The organism is Streptomyces sp. NPDC013157, assembly GCF_042899865.1.
Classification (GTDB): domain Bacteria; phylum Actinomycetota; class Actinomycetes; order Streptomycetales; family Streptomycetaceae; genus Streptomyces.
The window spans coordinates 148,816-170,778 of the sequence record NZ_JBIBAK010000009.1; the positions used below are offsets into that span (position 1 = coordinate 148,816).

Here is a 21,963-nt window from a genome sequence, read left to right on the forward strand (position 1 = left end):
GTCCGTGGTGGCTCAGGTGCCCGGCCAGGGCTCCTCATCGCGGAACAGGGGGCGGCCGTCGGGGAGTGTGGTCGGGACGGGCGAGCCGTAGTCGGTCTCTCTATATATCCGCGCCTCCATACGTCCGGCCCCCATGGCAGCTCCTGCACAACGCCTCAGCGGCCGACGACGTGCCCATGCGCACCGCTCACCCGCGAAAGTCGGGGTCAGTCGGCGTCCTGCTCGCCGAGGAGGAGTTCGTCCCCGCTGGGGAAGCGTGCGGTGCCGCCCTCCTCCCAGGTGAGGACGATCGCCAGGCCGCCCATCGGCCCCCAGGCGGCCGTCACCGTCTTCACCCTTCGCCACCGGCCCTCGTAACCGATCACGTCACCGGGGACGACGAGGGCCGCGCGCTTCGTAGGGACACCTAATCGGTCCCGGCGGGACGGACGTGGTCCAAAGGGGTGCCCCACTCGATGCCACCCCCTCGCGGGCGAATGTACGCGGTGCGGCTGATGACCCGCCCGGTGTCCTTGAGGCGTTCCTCGATCACGCCCTGGAGCTCGCCGGTGCGTCCCGAGGTTCTGTCTTCGACGAGCGTGCCCTGCGGATACGGCAGGGTGCCGTGATCGAGCGTCGTGGCTGGCTTCTCAACCCGTGTCATGCATCCTCGTCCCAGCTGGGCATACGTGTGTCACCCAAGAGAACTGCCGCAGTGCGAAGCCAACTTGCACAGCTCTTGCACAACGTCCGGGTGCGGGAGGGGCGGAGTGAGACGATGGGACACAACGGACGTCGAGCGGGGAAGACGTACAGGATGAGCGCGATCAGGATTCCCGGACCCGGTACGAACGTCGCCGTCTGCCGCAAGGCACGCGGCCTCAGCCAGGTCGCCCTTGCCCGACGGGCAGGCGTGTCGGTTTCCCTGCTCAGCAAAATCGAGATCGGCGACCGAGCCCTCACGCAAGGCATCGCAGCCTCCCTCGCACAGGCCATGGGGCTGACTCTCGATGAGCTGTTGGGCACGGAGCCCGTCGCCAAGACGGACGAGGCGAGCCTGGCCACGCTCAACTACGCCATCCGGCGCTTCGACATCCCGGACGCCCCGCCACCGCATCCTGAGGACCTCCCGGGCGCACTGGCCCGGCTCAACGAGCTCCGCTACCGCACCGAGCTGGGGGCGGTCCTTCAGGAGCTGCCCGGGTTACTGGCGAAGTCGACCAACTACGCCCATGCCACACAGTCGCCTGACGCGTGGACCCGGGTCGCCGACACCTATTCGGTGGTGTACTGGCTGGCGGCCCGGTTCCGGTGGATGCACCTGGCCGAACTGGCCGTCATGAAGCAGAGGCTGGCCTCGGAGCGCGCGCACCCGATCGCCGCCACGGTGGCCGCCCGTGACGAGGCCGGAACCTTTCTCAACTCAGGGGACTTCGCGGGCGGATTGGCGATCGTTGACCGCGCGATCGTGGAGGCCGAGTCGACGCTTGAGGGACGCGACCGCGCGTTCGGCCTCGGCATCCTGCACCTGCGCGGGCTCACCCTGGCCGGTCGGCTCAAGGACGAGGCCGCCGCTGGGGAGCACATCCGGGCGGCATGGCGGACGGCCGAGGAGTACGGCACGGACGCCGACGAGCACGGCATCCACTTCGGGCCGGACCAGACCGCCACCCACGTCATCTCGACTTACTCCGACATGGACCAGCACCGCCGAGCGCTGGACACGGCTGACGACCTCATCCGGGAAGGCACCTCACTGCCCGCGACCCGCATCGGTCCGCTCCACATGAACCTGGGACGGTCGCACCTGGCCTTGGGCGACCGGGACTCCGCCCTCGAAGCCCTCGAAGAAGCCTGGAACATCGCCCCCGAGATGGCCCGCGTCCACCCGACGAGCCAGGAGCTGATGCGCGTGCTGACCTCACTGCACCGCCGCAGCAACCCGAGGCTGACACGGCTGGCCAAGCGAGCTGGTGTGCCTTTCTGACCCCAGGAAGGCAAGCCGGCGCAGACACCATCACACAACAGCCCGGTCCGCCGAACACGGTCGCAGGCCAGGCTGCCGAAGCCGTGGGGACTCGGCTTCGGCAACCTGACGTCGGAAATCAGGGGCGCATCATGCGTGGATGCCCTTGACGAAAACCGCTCTCCCGTGTGTGTACGGATCGGCCCCTTCCACCTCGAATCCCGCCGAGGCCAGAATTCCCGCGAGAGCATCGGCCATGCACTGAACGACAGTTTCGTAATGCCGGAGCGCCGAAGGGATGCTTGAGAAGTCGCCCCTCTCTAGAATCTCCACAGCAGCGGCTCTCAGATCTTCACCCGTACGCCATTCGACAAAGACGCCACCACCGGTGGACGGGTCGACGTGCACGCGCGTGCCGGACGTCTCGGGTGACGAGTCGCCTTCGACGTCGCCCCGATGGACGGGAAGCCCGCCCCGTTCCAGTTCCCGGCACACCTTGTCAGCCAGTGCATTTCGTGCGGCGATGACGTCCGGTGATGCTTTCGGCGGTATGCCGAATCCGCGCTTGCTCACTAGCTTCTCACTCTCTCGTTCTGTTCTTCGCACGTCAGTGACGCCTCACGCGCCGCCACCGGCCCGTTTGACGTATCTGGCCAGCACTTCCTTCGCTGCACTACCTCAGGCGGGGTCGTACGGGACTGAATAAGTGATCGGTGCGCCAGGCTTGAGAGCGTCGGCCGGTTCCGAGGCGCACGCGCCACAAGGCGATTCTGATGCAGAACTCGACTAGATCTTCGAGTCCACGGGCCCTGACGTTGGCGACGACGGCCTCAGGCAGACCCGGTGCGGCGTCGGCGGGGGCCCGCTTGGCCGCGGCCTGGGTGGCCGCGTCCGCCTCCGTGCCGGCCGAGGCGGCGGCGCTCCACATAAGGCGGCTTGCAGATTCCGGTCTCGGCCTGACCAGCTATACACGTCACTCTGCCGACTTCAGGCCACTTCACCGCGCACCTTCGTCCACCTCCGCTGACCGCGGGCGGCCCGGACAGCGACTACAACGCCCTGCACGACGCCTTCACCGCGGGCGGCTCAGATGCCCGGCCAGGGCTCCTCATCACGGAACAGGGGGCGGCCGTCGGGGAGTGCGGTGGGTACGTTCGCCCCGTAGTCGGCCTCCATGTGGGCCGCTTGTTCATGGGCCGCCTGCATATGGACCGCCTCCACGTGGGCCGGCCCCATGTGGGCCTCGTAGGCGGGCTGGGGCCATAGTGCCGCGGCTGCGTACACGTCGTGGTGGTAGTCGTACAGGTTCCCGTGCGGCTGCTGGTAGGCGTACCCGCCGTCCCCGTCGACCTGCGCCCCCGCGTAGGAGACCTCGGGCACCCCCGCCCCCACGGTCCCCGCGGTCTCTGCCGCCGGGACCGCGCCGCCCTGTTCCACGAAGAGCGGCAGCCGCAGTTCTCCGGTGTCCATCACCGCGTTGTTCTGGGAGCGGTGGAGCCGGGAGTAGGCGCCGCCGCGGGCGAGGAGTTCGTCGTGGCGGCCGGTCTCGACGATGCGGCCGCCGTCGACGACGAGGATGCGGTCGGCGTCGGGGGCGAGGTTGAGGTCATGGGTGATCATGATGGTCGTACGGCCCGCCATCAGGCGGCGCAGCGGCTTGACGACCCGGCGGGCGGCCATCGCGTCCAGGCCGGTGGTCGGCTCGTCGAGGACGAGGACGGGGGCGTCGCGCAGGATCGCGCGGGCGATGGCCAGGCGCTGGAGCTGACCGCCGGAGAGCCGGGCGGAGTTGGGGTCGACCCTGGTGTCGTAGCCGTCGGGGAGCCGGACGATGAAGTCGTGGGCGTCGGCAGCCTTCGCCGCGTCCTCGATGGCCTGGTCGCTGGCGCCGGGACGGCCGCAGGCGATGTTGGCGCGGACGGTGTCGTGCAGGACCAGGGTCTCCTGGGGGAGCAGGGTGATGTACTCGCGCAGGCGGGCCAACGGGAAGTCGCGGATCGGGATGCCGTCGAGGAGGACCTCGCCGCTGTCCGGGTCGTAGAAGCGGAGCAGCATTTTGGAGACGGTGGACTTGCCGGCGCCGCTGGGGCCGGTGATGATCACGAGTTCGCCGGGGCTGACGGCGAAGGAGAGGCCCTCCAGGGCGGTCCGGTCGGCGCCGGGGTAGCGGAAGCCGACGTCGCGGACCTCGACGGCGCCGTCCGGGCGGCCGGCGGCGGTGCCGGTGCCGCGGCGGGGGTCGGTGACCGACGGCCGCACGTCCAGGATCTCGATCAGGCGTTCCGCGCCCGCCGTGGCGGCGGTGACGGTGAGGCCCAGCTGGGCGAGGCCGCGCACGGGCGGGTAGAGGTAGCCGAGGAAGGCGGAGAAGGCGAGGAGCTGGCCGAGGGTCATGCGGCCGGTGGAGATCTCCCAGGCGCCGATGCCGATGACGGCGAGGACGCAGACCGTCTCGATGACCTGGACGAGCTGTTCGTAGGCCTCGTTGAGGCGGGTGGAGCGCACGGAGGCGCGGAACCAGGCGCCCGCCTCCTCGTTCAGGCGCCGGCGCTCGGCGTCGCGGCGGTCGTACGCCTGGGTCAGCACGATGTTGCCGAGTGACTCCTCGACGACGGAGGTGATCGCGCCGTCGGCGACCCGGCCCTCCCTGGACACGTCCTTGATGGAGCCGGAGAAGCGGCGGGCGGCCAGCCAGAACAGGGGCGCCAGAACGAAGGTGGCGGCGGCCAGGTCCCAGCGCAGCCAGAACGCGGCGGCCGCGTAGAAGATGGCACTGAACAGGGCGGACGCGGCGCCGACGAGCCCGGACACGACCATGGTCTCGATGGCCTCGACGTCGCTGGTCAGGCGGGAGAGCAGGTCGCCCTGGCGGTGGCGCTGGAAGAAGTGCGGGGGCAGCTGCTGGACGTGGTCGAAGACGTGTTCGCGCAGCCGCATCACGAAGCGTTCGGTGGTCCAGGCGGCCAGGGAGTTGCCGGCGTACGCGACGATCGCGCCGACGATCGCGATGGCCAGCCATTTGCCGGCCGGGCTCCAGAAGGCGCTGAGCGAGCCCTTCTGCAGCGCGTGGTCGGTGAGGTCGCCGAAGAGCAGGATGGCCTCGGTCTCGGCGAGTGCGGCGATCACCGTGCACACCCAGACGATCACCAGCCAGCGGCGCAGGCCCCGGGTCAGCGGCCAGAAGCGGCGGAAGGCGACGCGGGCCGGGATGGTGGGCGTGTACTCGTCCTCGTACTCGTCCTCGTCGTCGCGCTCCTCTTCATCGGCCTCGTATTTCGAGTCGGCGACTTCGTACTCGTATTCCGCGTCTTCGCTCTCCTTCGCGCGCATTTCGCACTACCTCCGCTCTCCGACGCTGGAATCACCGACATACAGGAGCGTAAAAGGACCGACGGAGAACCGTCGGTCCTTTTACGGCCTACTCAGTTGTCCCGGTCGCCGGGGATGGGCTTGGGAGCCGGCTTCGGCGCGCGCTTCTTCGGCTTCGGCGGCGGCGGGGGCAGCTGCTTCTTGGGCTTGGGGGGCAGCGGGGCGAGCTTCTTGAGGCTCATTCCGACTCCTTGAGAGTTCGAAGTGCAAGTGGTGCGGGATGGTACGAGAATTCTCTTGGGGCAACGTCCGGGGATTTTGGATCGTCATCCTCGGCAATCCCCGCCGCCCGACATCGAAGAACTTACACGGCCCAGTTCCCAAGCAACGGCAAAGTCGGCCCGAAAACGGCAAGCAGGCGCTGTGAATACCTATGTAACGGCTGTATAACGACCCCGAACCTGAGAGTTCTCTTATGAACCTGAGAGCCACCTTATGAAGCTGAGCGGAAGGAGCCCCGGGCAGGCGCTCGCCGCACCCCGGGCAGGCCTCAGCGGCGGGCCATGTACAGGTCGAACGCCTTGTGGAGCAGCCTGTTGAGCGGGAAGTCCCACTCTCCGACGTACTCGACGGCCTCGCCGCCGGTGCCCACCTTGAAGCGGAGCAGCCCCAGCAGGTGGTTGGACTCCTCCAGGGTGTCGGTGATGCCCCTGAAGTCGTAGACGGCGGCGCCGAGTTCGTGGGCGTCGCACATCATCCGCCACTGCATGGCGTTGTTGGGCTGGACCTCACGCCGGCGGCTGGTGGAGGCGCCGTAGGAGTACCAGACGTGGTCGCCGACGGTGAGCATGGTGGCCGCGGCGAGGACGTCGCCGTCGTGGTGGGCGAGGTAGAGGCGCATGCGGTCGGGGTGTTCGGCGGCGAGCGCGGTCCACATGCGCTGGAAGTAGGCGAGAGGGCGCGCGACGAAGCGGTCGCGCTCGGCGGTCTCCGTGTACAGGCCGTAGAAGGCGGGCAGGTCCTCGTACCCGCCGCGCACCACCTTGACCCCGGCCTTCTCCGCCTTCTTCACGTTGCGCCGCCACTGCTGGTTGAGCCCGCGCTGGATGTCCTCCAACGACCGCCCGGCGAACGGCACCTGGAACACGTACCGGGGCTGCCCGGCCGCGAACCCCTCCTCCCCGCCCGCCTCGGCCTGCCGCCACCCCGCGCGGCGCAGCCGTTCGGCGAGGCCGGCGCCACGGGCGTCGTACGACGTCGGCTCGGTGTCCCCCAGCCGCCGGGCGGCCGGATCGGCGACGGCCTCCTTCACCGCCTCCGCACTCCACCGCCGTACGACGACCGGCGGCCCCATCTTCACCGCGAACGCCCCGCGGCCCTTCAGATACGCCAGCAGCGGGTCGAGCCACCGCTCCGGCTCCGGGTCGTGCCAGTCGATGGCGGGCCCCTCCGGCAGGTACGCCAGATACCGCTTCACCCTGGGCACCGCCCGCAGCAGCACCAGCCCGGCCCCCACGATCCGCCCCTCCACGTCGAACCACCCCAGGCTCTCGGCCTCCCAGTCGGGCTTCACGTCCCCCCAGGACGGCAGCTGCATATGGCTCACGGAAGGACGGGACCCGGCGAAGGCGAGATGCTCGGCACGGGAGATGGGCCGGAGGCGAAGGACTGCGGTCATGGGCGGAGCTCCTGGACAGGTCGGCGACGGCTCACTGACGACGCCGACCGGCCGGAACGACGGACGGGGCCGCGGCCAGGGCGGCCCACGGGACCGGTGGCGTCGGCATCAAGAACAACAGACGCACGCCCGCCGGGAATCGTTTCGGCGCGCGGGTGGGCGAGAGCGTGTCGGCGGCATCCGGGGGACAGGCCGGCTCGGACTCCGAGCGGTTCGGTGAGCATGCCACCCGGCACACCAGGCGCACTCACCCGATGGCGCATGCCGAACCCGCTCCCGGCGCGCGTCACTTCCCCTACCGTCTCCCCGTCACTTCACTTCCCCTCCCCGTCCAGCCCCTCCGCCAGCACCTCCGCCAGATGCCGCCCCCGCACCCCCGCCAGCTGCTCCAGCTGGGTCCGGCAGGAGAAGCCGTCCGCGAGGATCACCGTGCCGGGCTCCGCGTCCCGTACCGCCGGCAAGAGCTGTTCCTCCGCGCAGGTCCTCGACACCTCGAAGTGGCCTTTCTCGAAGCCGAAGTTGCCCGCCAGGCCGCAGCAGCCGCCGGCGAGGGCGCCGGTGAGGCCGGCGGACTCGCGGAGGCGGCGGTCGGGGGCGTCGCCGAGGACCGCGTGCTGGTGGCAGTGGGTCTGGCCGGTGACCGGACGCTCCAGGCGGGGCGGGGTCCAGTCGGGGGCCAGGCGTTCCAGTGTCTCCGCGAAGGTGAGCACGCGCGCGGCGAGGCGGGCCGCCCGGGGGTCGTCGGGGAGCAGCTCCGGCAGGTCGCTGCGGAGAGCGGCGGCGCAGCTGGGCTCCAGGACGACGAACGGCGGGGGGTCCGGGAATCCGTCTTCCGGACCCGACTCGGACTCCGGCTCCGGCTCCGGCTCCGGGTCAAGGTCAGCGTCAGGGCCAAGGCCAGGGTTCGCGTCCGGCTCCGCCCCGCGCCCCTCGGCGGCGTCCACGTCCGACGGCGGCAGCAGCAACGGCTCCAGCAGGTCCAGAGTCTCGCGCAACACCGCACGGGCCCGGTCCAGTTGGCCCGTCGAGAGATACGTCAGGCCGCAGCAGGCGCGGGTCCGGCGCGGATTCAGCAGGGACATGCCGTAGCCCTCCAGCCCGCCGTCGGCCGATCGCCGCGCCCTCAACGGCCGGGTCGGCAGTGCCACGACCCCCACGCCCGCCGCCTCCAGGACCCGTACGGCGGCACGGCCCACGGAGGGCGACAGGTGCTCGGTGAACGTGTCCGGCCACAGGAACGCCGGCCGCCTCGGGAGGTCCGGCTCCTGTCCCGCCCGCGCGTCCGCCCGCCAGGCGCGCAGCCGCCCGCGCTCCCGCCGCCGCTCCCAGCGGCTGAACGGTTCCGCCGCCAGGCGCGGGATCCGCCGCTCCGGTGCGATCCCGCCCAGCCGCTTGGCGAGCCCCGCCAGGGGGCGCAGGGAGACGAGCGCGTTGACCAGCCGTGCCGTGCGGGTCCGGGCCACCAGGCGCAGCCACCTCGGCAGCCGGCCCATGCTGTAGTGGGCGGCCGGGCGGCGCCGACCGGCGTAGTGGTGGTGCAGGAACTCCGCCTTGTACGTCGCCATGTCCACCCCGACCGGGCAGTCCGACCGGCAGCCCTTGCAGGACAGGCAGAGGTCGAGGGCGTCGCGGACCTCCGTCGAGCGCCAGCCGTCCGTCACCAGTTCGCCCGCCAGCATCTCGTGCAGCAGCCGGGCCCGGCCGCGCGTGGAGTGCGCCTCCTCGCCCGTGGCCCGGAAGGACGGGCACATGACGGCCGCGCCGGACGGCTCGGTCGTACGGCACTTCGCCACGCCCACGCAGCGGCGGACCGCCGCCGAGAAGTCGCCGCCGTCGGCGGGGTACCCGAAGGCGACGGGGATCGGCTCGCGCGGGAGGACGGCGAAGCGGAGGTTCGTGTCCAGGGGGGCGGGGCGGACCAGCATGCCCGGGTTCAGGAGGTCGTCCGGGTCCCACACCCCCTTCGCCCGCTCGAACAGCGCCACCGTCTCCGCGCCGTACATCCTCGGGAGGAGTTCCGCTCGCGCCTGCCCGTCCCCGTGCTCCCCGGACAGGGAGCCGCCGTGCGCCACCACCACGTCCGCCAGTTCCTCCGAGAGACGGCGGAAGCGGGCCACGCCGGCCTCGCTCAGCAGGTCGAAGTCGATACGGACGTGGATGCAGCCGTCGCCGAAGTGGCCGTACGGCGTGCCGCGCAGGTGGTGGGCCGTCAGCAGGGCCCGGAAGTCACGCAGGTACGCGCCCAGGCGGGCCGGCGGCACCGCGCAGTCCTCCCAGCCCGGCCAGGCCTCACTGCCGTCCGGCAGCCGCGTCGCCGTACCGGAGGCGTCCTCGCGGATGCGCCACAGCGCGCGCTGCCCGGCCGCGTCGGTGACGACCAGCGCGTCGAGGACGTCCGCGGCCCGGACGACCGTCTCCGCACGCGCGCGTGCCTCCGCCGCCGTCTCCCCGCCCGTCTCGACGAACAGCCAGGCGCCGCCCCGGGGCAGTCCGGCCGGGGACGGCACCAGGTCGGCCGCCATGCCCTCGACCGTGAGGGGGCCGTACGGCAGCAGCCCGGCCGCGGCCTCCGCCGCCGCGCTCTCGTCGCCGTAGCCGAGCACCGCCAGCGCACGCGCGCGTGGCGCCGCCACGAGCCGTACGGTCGCCTCCGTGAGGATCCCCAGCGTGCCCTCGCTGCCGCAGAAGGACCGGGCGACGTCCGCGCCCTTCTCGGGGAGGAGGGCGTCCAGGGCGTAGCCGGAGATACGGCGGGGGAGGTCGGGGAAGCCCGTGCGCAGGCGCGCCAGCTCCCCCTCGGCCAGCTCCCGCAGGCCGTCCGGTGCCCCGGCCCAGTCCCGCCCCAGCCGCAGCCGCCGCCCCCGCGCGGTGATCACGTGCAGCTCCCGGACGCTGTCCGCCGTCGTCCCCCAGGCCACCGAATGCGACCCGCAGGAGTTGTTGCCGATCATCCCGCCGAGCGTGCAGCGGCCGTGCGTGGAGGGGTCCGGGCCGAAGCGCAGGCCGTGCGGGGCGGCGGCCTCCTGGAGACGGTCGAGGACCAGACCCGGCTGGACGACGGCCGTACGGGTGGCCGTATCGAGGCGGACCAGGCGGTTCATGTGGCGGGTGAAGTCCAGGACCACGCCCGTGCCCGTCGCCTGGCCCGCGATCGACGTGCCGCCGCCCCGGGCCACCACCGGTACGCCACGGGGCCGGCACAGCTCCAGTACGGCCGCCACGTCGTCCGCGTCCCGGGGGGCCACGACCCCGGCCGGAACCCGCCGGTAGTTGGACGCGTCCATGGTGACCAGCGCCCGGGACGTGACATCGAAGCCGACCTCACCCCGGACGGCACTGCGCAGCTCCGCCTCGAGTTCCGAGAATTCCGACATGCGTCCACTCAACCAGCCCGCCCGGCGATACGACCCGCTCGCGCGCACGCCGGCCCCGTGCCCCGCCCCGCGCAGGCGCACCCGCACGCGTCTCACCCGACGGACGAGGTTTCGCCCAGGTTTCCCCCACCGGCTAACCTCACCCCGTGGCTGACATCCAGATCCCCGCTGACATCAAGCCCGCCGACGGACGCTTCGGCGCTGGCCCCTCCAAGGTGCGGACGGAAGCGCTGGACGCGCTGGCCGCCACCGGTACCTCCCTGATGGGCACCTCGCACCGCCAGGCCCCGGTCAAGAACCTGGTCGGCCGGGTCCGCGAGGGCATCAGCGCCCTGTTCTCCCTCCCGGACGGCTACGAGGTCGTCCTCGGCAACGGCGGCTCCACCGCCTTCTGGGACGTCGCCACCCACGGCCTGATCGACAGCAAGTCGCAGCACCTCAATTTCGGCGAGTTCTCCTCCAAGTTCGCCAAGGCCGCCAAGCTCGCCCCCTGGCTGGCCGAGCCCACCGTCATCGCCTCCGACCCGGGCACCCACCCGGAGCCGCAGGCCGAGGCCGGGGTCGACGTGTACGCGTTCACGCACAACGAGACCTCCACCGGTGTCGCCATGCCGATCAGGCGGGTCGCGGGCGCCGACGAGGGCGCGCTCGTCCTCGTGGACGCCACCTCCGGCGCCGGCGGCCTCCCGGTCGACGTCGCCGAGACCGACGTCTACTACTTCGCCCCGCAGAAGTCCTTCGCCTCCGACGGCGGCCTGTGGATCGGCGTCTTCTCCCCGGCCGCGATCGAGCGCGCCGAGCGCGTCCACGCGTCCGGCCGCCACGTCCCGGAGTTCTTCAGCCTCCCCACGGCGATCGACAACTCCCGCAAGAACCAGACGTACAACACCCCGGCCCTCGCCACCCTCTTCCTGCTCGACCAGCAGCTGGAGTGGCTCAACGGCCAGGGCGGCCTCGCCTGGTCGACGGCCCGCACGAAGGACTCCTCGACCCGTCTGTACACCTGGGCCGAGGAGTCCAAGTACGCCACCCCGTTCGTCGCCGACCCGGCCAAGCGCTCGCAGGTCATCGGCACGATCGACTTCGCCGACGAGATCGACGCGGCCGCCGTCGCCAAGGTGCTGCGCGCCAACGGCGTCGTCGACACCGAGCCCTACCGCAAGCTCGGCCGCAACCAGCTGCGCATCGCGATGTTCCCGGCGATCGACCCGGCGGACGTCGAGGCGCTGACGAAGTGCGTCGACTACGTGATCGAGAAGCTGTAGGGGCTCGGCGACTCTGCCCGGCAACTCCCGTAACAAGCTGCTGGTTTACCCGGAAGGCATGATCAAGGCAAAGCCTTCCGCGGGCAGTTGAGTCTCCTTCGTCGCACACCGGACACTGTGTGCCCCATGCGACGAAGGAGATCCACGCGCACATGAACAGACCGATACCGGGCACCGTCGAGGTAGGGGTGCGCCACATCCTGAGCGACAAGGTCACGGGTTTCCTCGTCCGTACCCGGCGCATCACCTGGAAGGACAACGTCTTCCGGGTACGCCGGCCGCAGTCCGGCAAGCAGACCGTGGAGCTCACCTGCCCCGTCTGCGACGCGTCCCTGCTGGCCGAGGTCCGCACCGAGGCGCACGCCCGCCGGACCAGGGTCGTCTTCGGCGTCCTGGCCGCCCTCTGCCTGGTCGCCTTCTTCGCGGCCTTCGCCTACGCCGTCCACGAGGGCGGCAAGACCCTGCCCGAGGGCCAGTCGCTGCCGACCCTGTTCCCCGTCAGCATCGTCTCGATCTTCGTCACGTTCGCCGTCACTCCCGCGCTCTTCATCCGGAGCCGCGTCTACAACGGCGTCAGCCTGCTGGACGCCCCCAAGCCACGCCGCCGGCACGCGGTCAGGCCGGTGCGGGGCTGAGCGCCGGGAGCGACGAGGGGCGCCCGGGGCGGGTGCACCGGGCGCCCCTCGGGCGTTCACTGCCCCTCGACGAGCTTCGCGTACGCCTTCGCGTCGAGCAGCCCGTTGGAGGACGCCCCGCCCTTGGCCTTGATCCTGAAGAGCCACATCTCGTAGGGGTCGGCGTTGACCTCCTCGGGGCTGTCGACGACGTCCTCGTTGATCGCGACGATCTCGCCGTCGAACGGACTGAAGATGTCGGACGCCGCCTTGACCGACTCCACCGTGCCGACGGGTTCACCCGCCTGGATCTTCCTGCCGACTTCGGGCAGCTCGAAGAAGACGATGTCGCCGAGGTTCTTCTGGGCGTGGTCGGTGATGCCGACGGTCATGCTGCCGTCGGCCTCGGTGCGGATCCACTCGTGGTCGTCGGTGTAGCGGAGGTCGGCGGGCACGTTGGACATGTCAGCTCCATCAGCCGTCGTGGTGCGGTGCCCGGCCGCCCCTGTCGACGGCCGGCGGGAACAGCCTGCGGCACCGCTCCCCGGAGCCGTGTATTTCGGGCATCACGGTCCGCCACCCGGGTGACGCCCACCGCACCACGCCACCGCACCACGCCGCCGCTTCACGACGCCGTACAGGTCACCACAGGCACACCCCCACCCCCGGGAGCGCCCCCGAAGCCGAAGCTCGCCGACCCGCCGGCCGGGATCGCGCCGTTGTGGGAGGCGTTGACCGCCGTCACGGTCGCCCCGCTCTGGGTGTACGACGCGTTCCACATGGTGGTGACCTTCTGCGCCCCGCTCCAGGTCCAGGTCACCGTCCACGAACCGGTCGCCGTCGAACCGGTGTTGGTGACCGTCACGTCCACGTTGAACCCGCTCCCCCAGTCGCTGCTGACGGCGTAGGAGGCCGCACAGGAGGCGGACGTACCGCCGCCACCGCCCCCGCCTCCTCCCCCGCCCCCGGTGCCCGGGAACAACGGCGCCTTGACGCTCGCCAGGTACCCGTCCTTCACCGTGTCCACGGTCACCCAGTCGTCCTTCAGGATCCCGCCGGTGTCACCGGAGTTGGGGTTCCAGGACCAGAAGGTCCACTGGAAGGAGTCGGCACCGTACGTCGACGTCGGCCGCAGGTAACTCACCAGCGCGGCCAGCCACTTCTGGTCCACGGTCGAGGCGAGCGTCGTACCGAACTCGCCGACCCACACGGGCGCGATGTTCTGCTTGAAGATGTAGCCCCAGTACGAGTCCCACACGCCCGGCATGTTGGCGGGGAACGTGGGATCGCTGAACCAGCTCTGCTGGGCCACGCTGGTGGCGTAGTCGTGGGCGGAGTACACCACCCGGTTCGGCACGGACAGCTGGACCGGATACCGGCCGACGCCCATCAGGTTGCCGCCCCACCAGCCCGAGACGCCGCTGTACGTCTGGACGCCCTCGACGAAGACGAGCAGGTCGGGGTTGACGGACAGGACGGCGTTCCCGGCGCGTTGGGCGGCCAGCCGCCAGTCGAGGGAGGCGTCCCCGCAGCCCCAGCAGGCCGGATCGTGGGGCTCGTTGTGGAGGTCGATGCCGATGACGGTCGGGTCGGCCGCGTACCGCGCCGCGAGCGCCTTCAGATCGGCGATCCAGGTCGACTCGGGGACGGACGAGGTGTACCAGAGCGCCGACTGGCCGCCGGCGTCCGGCCGGTGCCGGTCGAGGATGACCTTGAGCCCGTCCTGCCCGGCGTAGGCCACGATCCGGTCCATGACCTGGAGCGAGTTCAGCCCCTGCAGGTCGGCGTTCTTGCCGTTGCTGAAGTCGATACTGTCGGGCACGGTCGTGCTCTTGAAGATGTCGTCGCTGTAGGGCAGCCGGATGGTGTTGTAGCCCAGCGCTCTCATCTGGTCGATCATGCTCTTGTAGTCGCGCGACCAGAGGCCGTGCACCACGTAGTTGGCGGTCTCGAAGCCGAACCAGTTGATCCCGGCGATCCGGACCGGCTGCCCGGCCGCGTCCAGGATCTGCCGGCCGCTGGTGTGCCAGTAGCCGGCGCCGGGGGCGTCCGCCGCGTGCGCGGCGTCTGTCGCACCGGCGAGGCCGGCGGACAGGGGCAGAAGGAGCGCGGCGGCGGCAGCACACAGCGCTCGTCGCAGGCTGCGTAAGCGGAACATGTGCCTGTTCCTCTCGGAGTCCCACTGGAAAGGCGCGGCCCCGGAACCATGGGAGCGCTCCCATGCACCGCGTACCTCCCAGGAAACTGAGACACCGTCATGACGTCAAGACGTGCGGCGGCTCGGCCTGCTCGCGTCGGTCGTCAGGTGTCGGGGTTGCCGACCGTGACGGTGACGGCGCCGATCGCGCCGGTGCTGCCGAGGGTGACCGAGACCGTGACGGGCCGGACCGGGTTGGGCGGGACGACCGGGTTGGGCGGCACGGCGCGGGAGACCAGCAGGAAGGCGGGCCCGACCTTGAGCGTCGTGGTCGCCGCCGCCGAGAAGGGCAGGTCGTCGCGGTGCGCGCCGACGAGGTCGTACGGGTGGCCGCTCGGGTCGCCGGTGCCGGTGGTGTCGTCCAGGCTGCTGATGATCTGGGCGGTGCCGCCGCCGGCGGCCTTCGGAAGGGTGATGACGGAGACGTCGAGGGTGCCCGTGACGGCGATGTTCTCGCTCGGGCCCCTGAAGACGCCCTTGATCGGCAGGCTGACCGAGCGGACCTGCGGCACGGCGGCGGCCCGGGCCGTCCGGGCGGGCCCGGCCGTGGCGGTGCCGGCCGTGGCGGTGCCGGCGGTGGCGGGGACGGCGGTGGCGGGGACGGCGGTGGCGGGGACGGCGGTGGCGGGGACGGTCAGGCCCAGGGCGGCCGTGAGCAGGCAGACGTTCCCGGCCAGGCGCAGGGCGTTACGGCGCATGGGTGCTCCCGTTCCGTGCGGCGGGACCCGGTCGCGTGTTGCCGCCCCCGTCCCGCGGGACGGTTTCCAGCCTGCACGGGCCTGACGGCCGCCGCCCCGCCGGTGAGCCGGAAGAGTGACGTCCGGCGGGCGGCCGTACGCCCGCTCAGTGCCGGCGCGCGGACGGGCGCCGCAGCCGCCGCAGCCCGAAGAGGGCGAGCACGGCGATCCCGACGGCGACGGCACCGACCTTGGCCCCGGCGCTCGGGGAGCTCCCGCCGTCGCTCCCGGCGGCCGAACCGCCGCCGGCCGACGGCGACGCCTTGCCCGACCCGCCCGGCACGTCCTGGGCCTGCACCGGGCTGTCGGCGCCCTCGCTCCCGTACATCAGCTTGGTGCCGTCGGCGGAGTAGGTGATCGACTCGCCCTGTTTCTGGAGCGGCACGTCGAGCCGCCCCTCGCGCTTGATCTTCCCGCCGTTCCAGTCGTAGTAGATGCCGCCGAAGTAGCCGCGTACGGCGAGTTGCGTGCCGTCGGGCGAGAAGGCGGCGTCGGTGGCCCACAGGTCGACGGCGGCGACGGGCTTGAAGATGTTCGTACCGGTCGGGGAAAGGGTCGCCGGGCCCTCGTACAGGTGCCCGCCGTCCTCCTTCTTGTCGATGATGTACACCCGCCCGGTCTTGGGGTGGACGACGAGCGACTCGGCGTTCCGGGCGCCGTTCGCGTACTTGACGACGTACTGCGTGGCCCGGACGGTCTGGTCGACCAGCTTCTTCGGCTCGGGCAGCCGATAGATCCAGACGTACGGCCAGCTGCCGTCGAGGTTGTCGCCGATGTCGCCGACGTAGATCTGGTTGTCGGGGCCGATGGAGATGGCCTCGACGTCCCGGGGCGTGCCGACGCCGCTGAGCGTGATCCTCGCGACGGTCTTCCCGGTCGCGCTGTCGACGGCGTAGATGTACGGGCCGTCGCCGCTGTCGTTGTGCGTCCAGTAGATGCCGGGGTGCAGGTGGGAGGCGGCGAGACCGCTGGACTCGGCGATCCGCGGGTCCTTGATCGTGAATCCCCGGTCACCGGCGCCGTCGGCGGCGGAGGCGGGTGCGGCGGCGAGGGCACCCGTGAGCAGGACACCGGCGAGGAGGGCGAGCGATCGTGGACGCATGGGCCCAAGCCTGCCATCCCGCGCTGTGTCCGAACGCGGCGGACGTGTCGGTCCTCACACCCCGCCGCTCCCGCTGATCGTCCATCATGAGCGGATGCTCAGGTTCATGCCCGTCGGGGACTCGATGACGATCGGCAGCGCGGGCGAGCACACATGGCGGTACCGCATGTGGCAGCACCTGTGCGCGACGTACGGCGGCCCGTTCACGCTGGTCGGCCCCCGCGAGACGCTGTACGACAAACAGGCCGAGGCACCCACCTCGTACGCCTACGCCGACCCCGGCTTCCCGCGCGCCCACCTGGCCGGCTGGGGCGAGGGCTGGCTGCACATGGCGCCGCTGATCGGGGAGGCGGTGCGCTCCTGCCGCGCCGACGTCCTCCTCGTCTCCCTCGGCCTGATCGACCTGGGCTTCTACACGAACGCGGAGCAGACGGCGGCCAACGCACGGACCTTCGTCGCGAACGCACGGGCGGCCGACGCGGGCATCCACTTGGTGCTGCTGCCGGTGATCCCGAACATCCGCGCGACGACGGACGAGCCGTTCGCGGAACAGGTGACCCTCTTCAACGAACTCCTGGCGAAGACCGCGGCCGACCTCGACGAGCCCCGCTCCCCGGTCCTCATGGCCGCGCCGCCGGATTCGTACGACATCCACACGGACACCTACGACGGCACCCACCCGAACGCGAGCGGCGAGCACCGGATCGCGGGGGCGTTCGCGGAGGCGATGTGGCAGGGCTGGGACCTGGGCGGGGAGTACACGGCCGGAACGAGCTGACCGAATTCGGCCGCTCCCCGGTCACCCTGCGTATCGTTGAACCGCGCGGCTGCACCCGTGCGGAGAGCAGCCGGGGAGGAGCGCCAGGATGACCGTCCTCGAAGACAGGATCGCGATGGCCAAGAGCGACGACGAGATCACGCTCGACGAGCTGTTCGAGCAGATCGAGAAGATGCCCGCCCCCGAGGGATACAAGGTCGAGATCGTCGAGGGGACCGTCTTCATGTCGCCACAGCGGGACACCCGATCGCCGACCCCTGCCAGCGCCGCTGCCATGTCTACACCAACCCCAAGGGCGACGACTACACGACCGAGACGCGGGTGGACTTCGGCACCGACATCGATCTGACCGGCACGGTGGTGGACCTCGTCCTCAAGACCGACGAGTTCCCGAGCGACTAGCTCTCCCGCCGGGGAGCCGACCGGCGACTCCGGCACCACGGGGCGCGCTTGCCCGGTCGACGTGGGCCTCCTCGCGGAACCTCCGGCCAACTGACTCCAGGTCCTTGCTTAGAGCGCACTCCACGCCGTTGGCTGGGTGACCATGAAGTACACGCAGCTCGGACGTACCGGACTCAAGGTCAGCCGACTCGTCCTCGGCACCATGAACTTCGGACCGCAGACCGACGAAGCCGACAGTCACGCCATCATGGATGCCGCGCTGGGCGCGGGGCTGAATTTCTTCGATACGGCCAATGTCTATGGGTGGGGCGAGAACAAGGGCCGTACGGAATCGATCATCGGGAACTGGTTCGCGAAGGGCGGCGACCGGCGCGACAAGGTCGTGCTCGCCACCAAGGTGTACGGCAACATGGCCGCCGACGGCGACGCCTGGCCCAACCACGACAAGCTCTCCGCGCTGAACATCCGGCGCGCGGTCGACGCCAGCCTCAAGCGGCTGCAGACCGACTACATCGACGTCTACCAGTTCCACCACGTCGACCGGCGGACCCCCTTCGAGGAGATCTGGCAGGCGATCGACACCCTCGTCACGCAGGGGAAGATCCTCTACGTCGGCTCCTCCAACTTCCCCGGCTACAAGATCGCCCAGGCCAACGAGATCGCCGCCCGGCGCGGCGGGACCATCGGGCTGGTCAGCGAGCAGTGCCTCTACAACCTCGCCGAGCGCCGTGCCGAGATGGAGGTCATCCCGGCCGCGCAGGAGTACGGCCTCGGGGTCATCCCCTGGTCGCCGCTGCACGGCGGCCTGCTCGGCGGTGTGATCAAGAAGGAGGTCGAGGGCGGGCGCCGGGCCAGTGGCCGGGCCGCCGACTCCCTCGCCAACACCACCATCCGCGCCCAGATCCAGGCCTACGAGGACCTGCTGGACAAGCACGGCGTCGAGCCGGGCGAGGCCGCCCTGGCCTGGCTGCTCACGCGTCCGGGGGTGACCGGCCCGATCGTCGGTCCCCGGACCGCCGAGCAGCTGGAGTCGGCGCTGCGGGCCGTGGAGCTCGAACTGAGCGCGGACCTGCTGGACGGCCTGGACGAGATCTTCCCGGGCCCGGGCCCCTCCCCGGAGGCCTTCGCCTGGTAGTTCCGTTGGCAGTTCCGTCAGGGTGAGCGCCCCGTCAGGGGCGCGGGGAACTGCGCGACCAGCCACCGACGGCCCGCGGCCGACGACGGCGGCCGCAGTTCCCCAGCCGGCCCTCACCTCATCGCAGAGGCCACGGCAACCACCACGAACAACAACACGAGCGCACCGGCCATGATCCGGTTCCTGGTCTTCGGGTCCACGGCAACGAGCCTAACCGGCCGCCCCCAGCTCCCAGCGGGCGACCACCTCGTACCGCGGCTGCTCGCCCGGCACCCCCGACGTCGGCAGACTGCTCCGCACCAGCGCCAGCTCCCCGACCGTCCAGGCCCGGCTCGCGAACTCCGCGAGCAGCGCGACGTACGGCCGTACCTGTACCGCGTCCCGGCTGCGGGCCACCGTCAGGTGGGCCTTGTAGCGGCGGTGCTCCCCCATCGGCAGGCCCGCCTTCCGGGCCGCCGCCTCCGTGCGGTCGGCCAGCAGGCGGAGGGTGTCCAGGTCGCCCTCGGCCCCGGCCCACAGGGCCCTGCCGTGTCCGAACTGCCCGCCGCCCGCGACGGCCAGCGCGAAGGGCGGGGTGCGGTGGGCGGCGCGGGCGAGGCGCTCCGACAGGGCCGGTACGACGTCGTCGTCGACCTCGCCGTAGAACGCGAGCGTGTAGTGCCAGCCGGGGCGGCCGGTCCAGCGCAGCGCCTCCGCGCCGGGCAGCCGCTTCAACCGGTCGACCTCGGCGGCGAGTTCGGCGGCCACCTCAGGCGGGGGCAGCACGGCTGCGAAGAGTCTCATGGAGGCAACCCTGCCAAAAAAACGATTGCGCGCGGGACGTACGGCGGCGTGAATCGCTGCATGGAGAGCATGGAGAGCACGGAGACCAACGGGAAGATCAGGATCCGGGACGGCCGCGCCGAGGACATCCCGGTGGTCCTCGGGATGTTCGACAGCGCCGTGGCGTGGCTGGCGGCCCAGGGGCGGACCCGGCAATGGGGCACCACTCCCTGGTCCGAGAACCCGAAGGCGGTGGAGATGATCACCCGGTACTTCGCGGAGGGCAGCCCCTACATCGCCGAGTACGACGGCGTCCCGGCCGCCACCCTCACCCTCACCGACGCGCCCGGCCCCTACCTCGCGCCCGTCGACGAGCCCGAGCGGTACATCCACATCCTGGCCTCGGACCGCCGGTTCAAGGGCTCCGGCACCGGCGCCGCGCTGCTCGCCCACGCGGCCGCGGAGACCCGCCGGGCCGGGATCTCGCTGCTGCGGGTCGACTGCTACGCGGGCGACGACCGCAAGCTGGTCGCCTTCTACGAGAGCAACGGCTTCACCCCGACCGAGACCTTCACCGTCAGCGTGCCGGGCGACGACGACTGGCCGGGACAGGTGCTGGCCCGGAGGCTGTAGTCCGCCTCCGGGCCGGCTCCCGCCGCCGTACCTGTCTCAGGCGGCCGGTGCGAGCTCTTCCTGCTGTTCTCTCGGGACGAAACGGACCCGCGGGTGACCGCCGTGCCAGCCGACCGACAGGCGGAGGTTGCCGACCCGGGCCAGGACGAGGCCGATGCCGATCGCCGCGGCCGCGGCGATCGCACCGCCGACGGCGAGGCCCGCCCGGACGCCGTAGGTGTCCGTGATCCAGCCGGCGATGGGGGCGCCGATGGGTGAGCCGCCCATGAACACCATCATGTAGAGGGCCATCACCCGGCCCCGCATGGCCGGGTCGGTGCCCATCTGGACGGTGGTGTTGGCGGTGACGTTGACCGTCATGCCGAACATGCCGATCGGGACCATGAGCAGGGAGAACAGCCAGAGGGAGGGCGCGGTCGCGGCCACCAGCTCCAGGCCGCCGAAGGCGACCGCCGCCGCGAGCATCACGCGCAGCTTGGCCGTGCCGCGTCTGGCCGCGAGCAGGGCGCCGGCCAGGGAGCCGGCCGCCATCAGGGTGTTGAAGAGGCTGTAGGAGCCGGCGCCCGCGTGGAAGACGTCGTCCGCGAAGGCGGAGAGGTAGACCGGGAAGTTGAAGCCGAAGGTGCCGATGAACCCGATCAGGATGATGGTCCAGGTCAGGTCCGGGCGGCCGGCGACATAGCGCAGGCCCTCTCTGAGCTGGCCCTTCCCCTTCGGGGCGCGCCGGACGACGTGCAGGTCACGGGCGCGCATGAGCAGCAGGCCGACGAGGGGGGCCACGAAGGACAGGCCGTTGAAGAGGAACGCCCAGCCGGTGCCCACGCCGGTGATCATGAGGCCGGCGACGGCCGGGCCGACCAGGCGGGCGGACTGGAAGTTGGCGGAGTTCAGGCTGACCGCGTTCTGCAGCTGGTCCGGGCCGACCATCTCGGAGACGAAGGACTGGCGGGCCGGGTTGTCGACGACCGTGGCGAGGCCGACGGCGAAGGCGGCGAGGTAGACGTGCCAGACCTGGACGTGGCCGGAGAGGGTCAGCAGCGCCAGCGCGATGCCGGTCAGGGCCATCGAGGTCTGGGTGACGAGGAGGGCGCGCCGCTTGTTGAGGCGGTCGACCAGGACGCCGCCGTAGAGGCCGAAGAGCAGCATCGGCAGGAACTGCAGGGCGGTGGTGACGCCGACGGCGGTCGCGGAGCCGGTGAGGCTGAGGACCAGCCAGTCCTGCGCGATGCGCTGCATCCAGGTGCCTATGTTCGAGACGACCTGGCCGGCGAAGAACAGCCGGTAGTTCCTGACCTTCAGCGAGCTGAACATCGAGGACCTACGGGCTGCGGGGGTAGTAGGGGCGGTCGGTGCGGGGGCGGAAGGTGTTCCGGGTCCCGTACTCAAACGGATTCGCCTCCTCCTTCTATCGGCTGTTACAGGTGTGCGAGCTTCTCCAGCACGGGGGCGGCGGCGCGGAGTTTCGCCCACTCGTCCTCGTCGAGGCCGTCGACCAGGCCGGCCAGGAACGCGTTGCGCTTGGCGCGGCTCTCCTCGAGCATCGCCTCGGCCTGTTCGGTCTTGGTGACGACCTTCTGGCGCCGGTCCTCGGGGTGCGGCTCCAGCCGGACCAGGCCCTTGGCCTCCAGCAGCGCCACGATGCGGGTCATCGAGGGCGGCTGGACGTGCTCCTTGCGGGCCAGCTCACCGGGGGTGGCCTGGCCGCAGTTGGAGAGGGTGCCCAGCACCGACATCTCGGTGGGGCTCAGTGACTCGTCGACCCGCTGGTGCTTGAGCCGTCGCGAGAGTCGCATCACGGCGGAGCGGAGGGAGTTCACGGCGGCCGCGTCGTCGCCATGGGTAAGGTCCGGCATGTTCTTTAGAGTAACTCATTACTCTATCTAAAGACCACTCCGCCGCGCCGACATGCCCGTGACCTCGGCCACTGAATCCGGGGGTCTGGGGGCACCCCCAGAAAACATCGCATCACCCTTACGAGTGAGCTGGATCCGGAAAGTGACGCACCGGGCGCGCGGATGTGGCGCCCTCGTAT

The 21,963-nt window shown here is 71.1% G+C and carries 20 protein-coding genes and 1 pseudogene; 7 read left to right on the top strand and 14 right to left on the bottom strand.

Going from position 1 to position 21,963, the window contains the following annotated elements; genetic code table 11:
• Positions 1 to 206 precede the first annotated feature (206 nt).
• Positions 207 to 335, bottom strand: coding sequence for a hypothetical protein (locus ACFY6U_RS26235; RefSeq protein ID WP_390042018.1), 129 nt, complete (start codon positions 333 to 335; stop codon positions 207 to 209).
• A 71-nt stretch (positions 336 to 406) separates the two neighbouring features.
• Entirely contained in the window at positions 407 to 643 is a 237-nt protein-coding gene (locus ACFY6U_RS26240; protein WP_390042020.1) for a hypothetical protein, read from the bottom strand.
• A gap of 153 nt (positions 644 to 796) precedes the next feature.
• On the opposite strand from ACFY6U_RS26240, the gene ACFY6U_RS26245 reads away from it, so the two are divergent.
• Entirely contained in the window at positions 797 to 1,966 is a 1,170-nt protein-coding gene (locus ACFY6U_RS26245) for a helix-turn-helix domain-containing protein (RefSeq protein ID WP_390042022.1), read from the top strand.
• Between the two features lie 129 nt (positions 1,967 to 2,095).
• On the opposite strand, the gene ACFY6U_RS26250 is transcribed toward ACFY6U_RS26245, so the two are convergent.
• From ACFY6U_RS26250 to ACFY6U_RS26270, 5 genes are all read right to left on the bottom strand, one after another.
• On the bottom strand, positions 2,096 to 2,518 hold the full coding sequence (locus ACFY6U_RS26250) for a hypothetical protein (protein ID WP_390042024.1): 423 nt from the start codon (positions 2,516 to 2,518) through the stop codon (positions 2,096 to 2,098).
• A 513-nt stretch (positions 2,519 to 3,031) separates the two neighbouring features.
• On the bottom strand, positions 3,032 to 5,275 hold the full coding sequence (locus ACFY6U_RS26255) for an ABC transporter ATP-binding protein (RefSeq protein ID WP_390042026.1): 2,244 nt from the start codon (positions 5,273 to 5,275) through the stop codon (positions 3,032 to 3,034).
• Positions 5,276 to 5,367: 92 nt separating this feature from the next.
• Positions 5,368 to 5,496 carry a hypothetical protein gene (locus ACFY6U_RS26260; RefSeq protein WP_388922044.1) on the bottom strand — a complete coding sequence of 43 codons (129 nt, stop codon included), beginning with the start codon at positions 5,494 to 5,496 and terminating at the stop codon, positions 5,368 to 5,370.
• A gap of 308 nt (positions 5,497 to 5,804) precedes the next feature.
• Positions 5,805 to 6,932, bottom strand: coding sequence for a lipid II:glycine glycyltransferase FemX (locus tag ACFY6U_RS26265; protein WP_390042028.1), 1,128 nt, complete (start codon positions 6,930 to 6,932; stop codon positions 5,805 to 5,807).
• A gap of 314 nt (positions 6,933 to 7,246) precedes the next feature.
• Positions 7,247 to 10,306 (bottom strand): FAD-binding and (Fe-S)-binding domain-containing protein, encoded by a 3,060-nt coding sequence (locus tag ACFY6U_RS26270; protein WP_390042030.1) that lies wholly within the window; start codon positions 10,304 to 10,306, stop codon positions 7,247 to 7,249.
• Positions 10,307 to 10,452: 146 nt separating this feature from the next.
• Here ACFY6U_RS26270 and serC point away from each other — a divergent pair, with 146 nt between their 5' ends.
• Both serC and ACFY6U_RS26280 read left to right on the top strand, forming a co-directional pair.
• Entirely contained in the window at positions 10,453 to 11,571 is a 1,119-nt protein-coding gene (gene serC / locus ACFY6U_RS26275; protein WP_390042032.1) for a phosphoserine transaminase, read from the top strand.
• 152 nt (positions 11,572 to 11,723) lie between these two features.
• Positions 11,724 to 12,206 carry a hypothetical protein gene (locus tag ACFY6U_RS26280; RefSeq protein WP_390042033.1) on the top strand — a complete coding sequence of 161 codons (483 nt, stop codon included), beginning with the start codon at positions 11,724 to 11,726 and terminating at the stop codon, positions 12,204 to 12,206.
• Between the two features lie 56 nt (positions 12,207 to 12,262).
• On the opposite strand, the gene gcvH is transcribed toward ACFY6U_RS26280, so the two are convergent.
• From gcvH to ACFY6U_RS26300, 4 genes are all read right to left on the bottom strand, one after another.
• Positions 12,263 to 12,649: a glycine cleavage system protein GcvH gene (gene gcvH, locus ACFY6U_RS26285; RefSeq protein WP_390042035.1), complete on the bottom strand. Its 387-nt coding sequence runs from the start codon at positions 12,647 to 12,649 to the stop codon at positions 12,263 to 12,265.
• A gap of 161 nt (positions 12,650 to 12,810) precedes the next feature.
• Positions 12,811 to 14,343: a cellulase family glycosylhydrolase gene (locus ACFY6U_RS26290; RefSeq protein ID WP_390042036.1), complete on the bottom strand. Its 1,533-nt coding sequence runs from the start codon at positions 14,341 to 14,343 to the stop codon at positions 12,811 to 12,813.
• A gap of 143 nt (positions 14,344 to 14,486) precedes the next feature.
• Positions 14,487 to 15,080, bottom strand: coding sequence for a hypothetical protein (locus ACFY6U_RS26295; RefSeq protein ID WP_390042038.1), 594 nt, complete (start codon positions 15,078 to 15,080; stop codon positions 14,487 to 14,489).
• A gap of 145 nt (positions 15,081 to 15,225) precedes the next feature.
• On the bottom strand, positions 15,226 to 16,221 hold the full coding sequence (locus ACFY6U_RS26300) for a WD40 repeat domain-containing protein (protein WP_390042039.1): 996 nt from the start codon (positions 16,219 to 16,221) through the stop codon (positions 15,226 to 15,228).
• 94 nt (positions 16,222 to 16,315) lie between these two features.
• Between ACFY6U_RS26300 and ACFY6U_RS26305 the strand changes: the two genes are divergently transcribed.
• The 3 genes and pseudogenes from ACFY6U_RS26305 (at position 16,316) to ACFY6U_RS26315 (ending at position 18,536) form a co-directional block, all read left to right on the top strand.
• Positions 16,316 to 16,999: a GDSL-type esterase/lipase family protein gene (locus tag ACFY6U_RS26305; RefSeq protein ID WP_390042041.1), complete on the top strand. Its 684-nt coding sequence runs from the start codon at positions 16,316 to 16,318 to the stop codon at positions 16,997 to 16,999.
• A gap of 88 nt (positions 17,000 to 17,087) precedes the next feature.
• Positions 17,088 to 17,401 (top strand): annotated as a pseudogene (locus ACFY6U_RS26310) (hypothetical protein).
• A gap of 142 nt (positions 17,402 to 17,543) precedes the next feature.
• Positions 17,544 to 18,536 (top strand): aldo/keto reductase, encoded by a 993-nt coding sequence (locus ACFY6U_RS26315; protein ID WP_390042043.1) that lies wholly within the window; start codon positions 17,544 to 17,546, stop codon positions 18,534 to 18,536.
• Positions 18,537 to 18,746: 210 nt separating this feature from the next.
• Here ACFY6U_RS26315 and thpR read toward each other — a convergent pair whose 3' ends face one another.
• Positions 18,747 to 19,319 (bottom strand): RNA 2',3'-cyclic phosphodiesterase, encoded by a 573-nt coding sequence (thpR, locus tag ACFY6U_RS26320; RefSeq protein WP_390042045.1) that lies wholly within the window; start codon positions 19,317 to 19,319, stop codon positions 18,747 to 18,749.
• Positions 19,320 to 19,388: 69 nt separating this feature from the next.
• Here thpR and ACFY6U_RS26325 point away from each other — a divergent pair, with 69 nt between their 5' ends.
• A complete protein-coding gene (locus tag ACFY6U_RS26325) occupies positions 19,389 to 19,931 on the top strand; it encodes a GNAT family N-acetyltransferase (protein ID WP_390042047.1) in 543 nt (180 codons plus the stop codon).
• 36 nt (positions 19,932 to 19,967) lie between these two features.
• On the opposite strand, the gene ACFY6U_RS26330 is transcribed toward ACFY6U_RS26325, so the two are convergent.
• Together ACFY6U_RS26330 and ACFY6U_RS26335 are read right to left on the bottom strand one after the other, a co-directional pair.
• The gene (locus ACFY6U_RS26330; protein ID WP_390042049.1) at positions 19,968 to 21,317 is read right to left on the bottom strand and encodes an MFS transporter; all 1,350 of its coding nucleotides are present in this window, start codon (positions 21,315 to 21,317) and stop codon (positions 19,968 to 19,970) included.
• Between the two features lie 29 nt (positions 21,318 to 21,346).
• Positions 21,347 to 21,784 carry a MarR family transcriptional regulator gene (locus ACFY6U_RS26335; protein ID WP_351484269.1) on the bottom strand — a complete coding sequence of 146 codons (438 nt, stop codon included), beginning with the start codon at positions 21,782 to 21,784 and terminating at the stop codon, positions 21,347 to 21,349.
• Between the last annotated feature and the right edge of the window lie 179 nt (positions 21,785 to 21,963).

Excerpts from the sequence above, each read along its gene's own strand:
- ACFY6U_RS26245 (WP_390042022.1), top strand. The coding sequence starts at position 797 with ATGAGCGCGATCAGGATTCCCGGACCCGGTACGAACGTCGCCGTCTGC.
- ACFY6U_RS26295 (WP_390042038.1), bottom strand. The coding sequence starts at position 15,080 with ATGCGCCGTAACGCCCTGCGCCTGGCCGGGAACGTCTGCCTGCTCACG.
- thpR (WP_390042045.1), bottom strand. The coding sequence starts at position 19,319 with ATGAGACTCTTCGCAGCCGTGCTGCCCCCGCCTGAGGTGGCCGCCGAA.
- ACFY6U_RS26265 (WP_390042028.1), bottom strand. The coding sequence starts at position 6,932 with ATGACCGCAGTCCTTCGCCTCCGGCCCATCTCCCGTGCCGAGCATCTC.
- gcvH (WP_390042035.1), bottom strand. The coding sequence starts at position 12,649 with ATGTCCAACGTGCCCGCCGACCTCCGCTACACCGACGACCACGAGTGG.
- ACFY6U_RS26280 (WP_390042033.1), top strand. The coding sequence starts at position 11,724 with ATGAACAGACCGATACCGGGCACCGTCGAGGTAGGGGTGCGCCACATC.
- ACFY6U_RS26315 (WP_390042043.1), top strand. The coding sequence starts at position 17,544 with ATGAAGTACACGCAGCTCGGACGTACCGGACTCAAGGTCAGCCGACTC.
- ACFY6U_RS26270 (WP_390042030.1), bottom strand. The coding sequence starts at position 10,306 with ATGTCGGAATTCTCGGAACTCGAGGCGGAGCTGCGCAGTGCCGTCCGG.
- ACFY6U_RS26305 (WP_390042041.1), top strand. The coding sequence starts at position 16,316 with ATGCTCAGGTTCATGCCCGTCGGGGACTCGATGACGATCGGCAGCGCG.
- ACFY6U_RS26290 (WP_390042036.1), bottom strand. The coding sequence starts at position 14,343 with ATGTTCCGCTTACGCAGCCTGCGACGAGCGCTGTGTGCTGCCGCCGCC.
- ACFY6U_RS26325 (WP_390042047.1), top strand. The coding sequence starts at position 19,389 with ATGGAGAGCACGGAGACCAACGGGAAGATCAGGATCCGGGACGGCCGC.
- ACFY6U_RS26255 (WP_390042026.1), bottom strand. The coding sequence starts at position 5,275 with ATGCGCGCGAAGGAGAGCGAAGACGCGGAATACGAGTACGAAGTCGCC.
- ACFY6U_RS26260 (WP_388922044.1), bottom strand. The coding sequence starts at position 5,496 with ATGAGCCTCAAGAAGCTCGCCCCGCTGCCCCCCAAGCCCAAGAAGCAG.
- ACFY6U_RS26300 (WP_390042039.1), bottom strand. The coding sequence starts at position 16,221 with ATGCGTCCACGATCGCTCGCCCTCCTCGCCGGTGTCCTGCTCACGGGT.
- ACFY6U_RS26240 (WP_390042020.1), bottom strand. The coding sequence starts at position 643 with ATGACACGGGTTGAGAAGCCAGCCACGACGCTCGATCACGGCACCCTG.
- ACFY6U_RS26335 (WP_351484269.1), bottom strand. The coding sequence starts at position 21,784 with ATGCCGGACCTTACCCATGGCGACGACGCGGCCGCCGTGAACTCCCTC.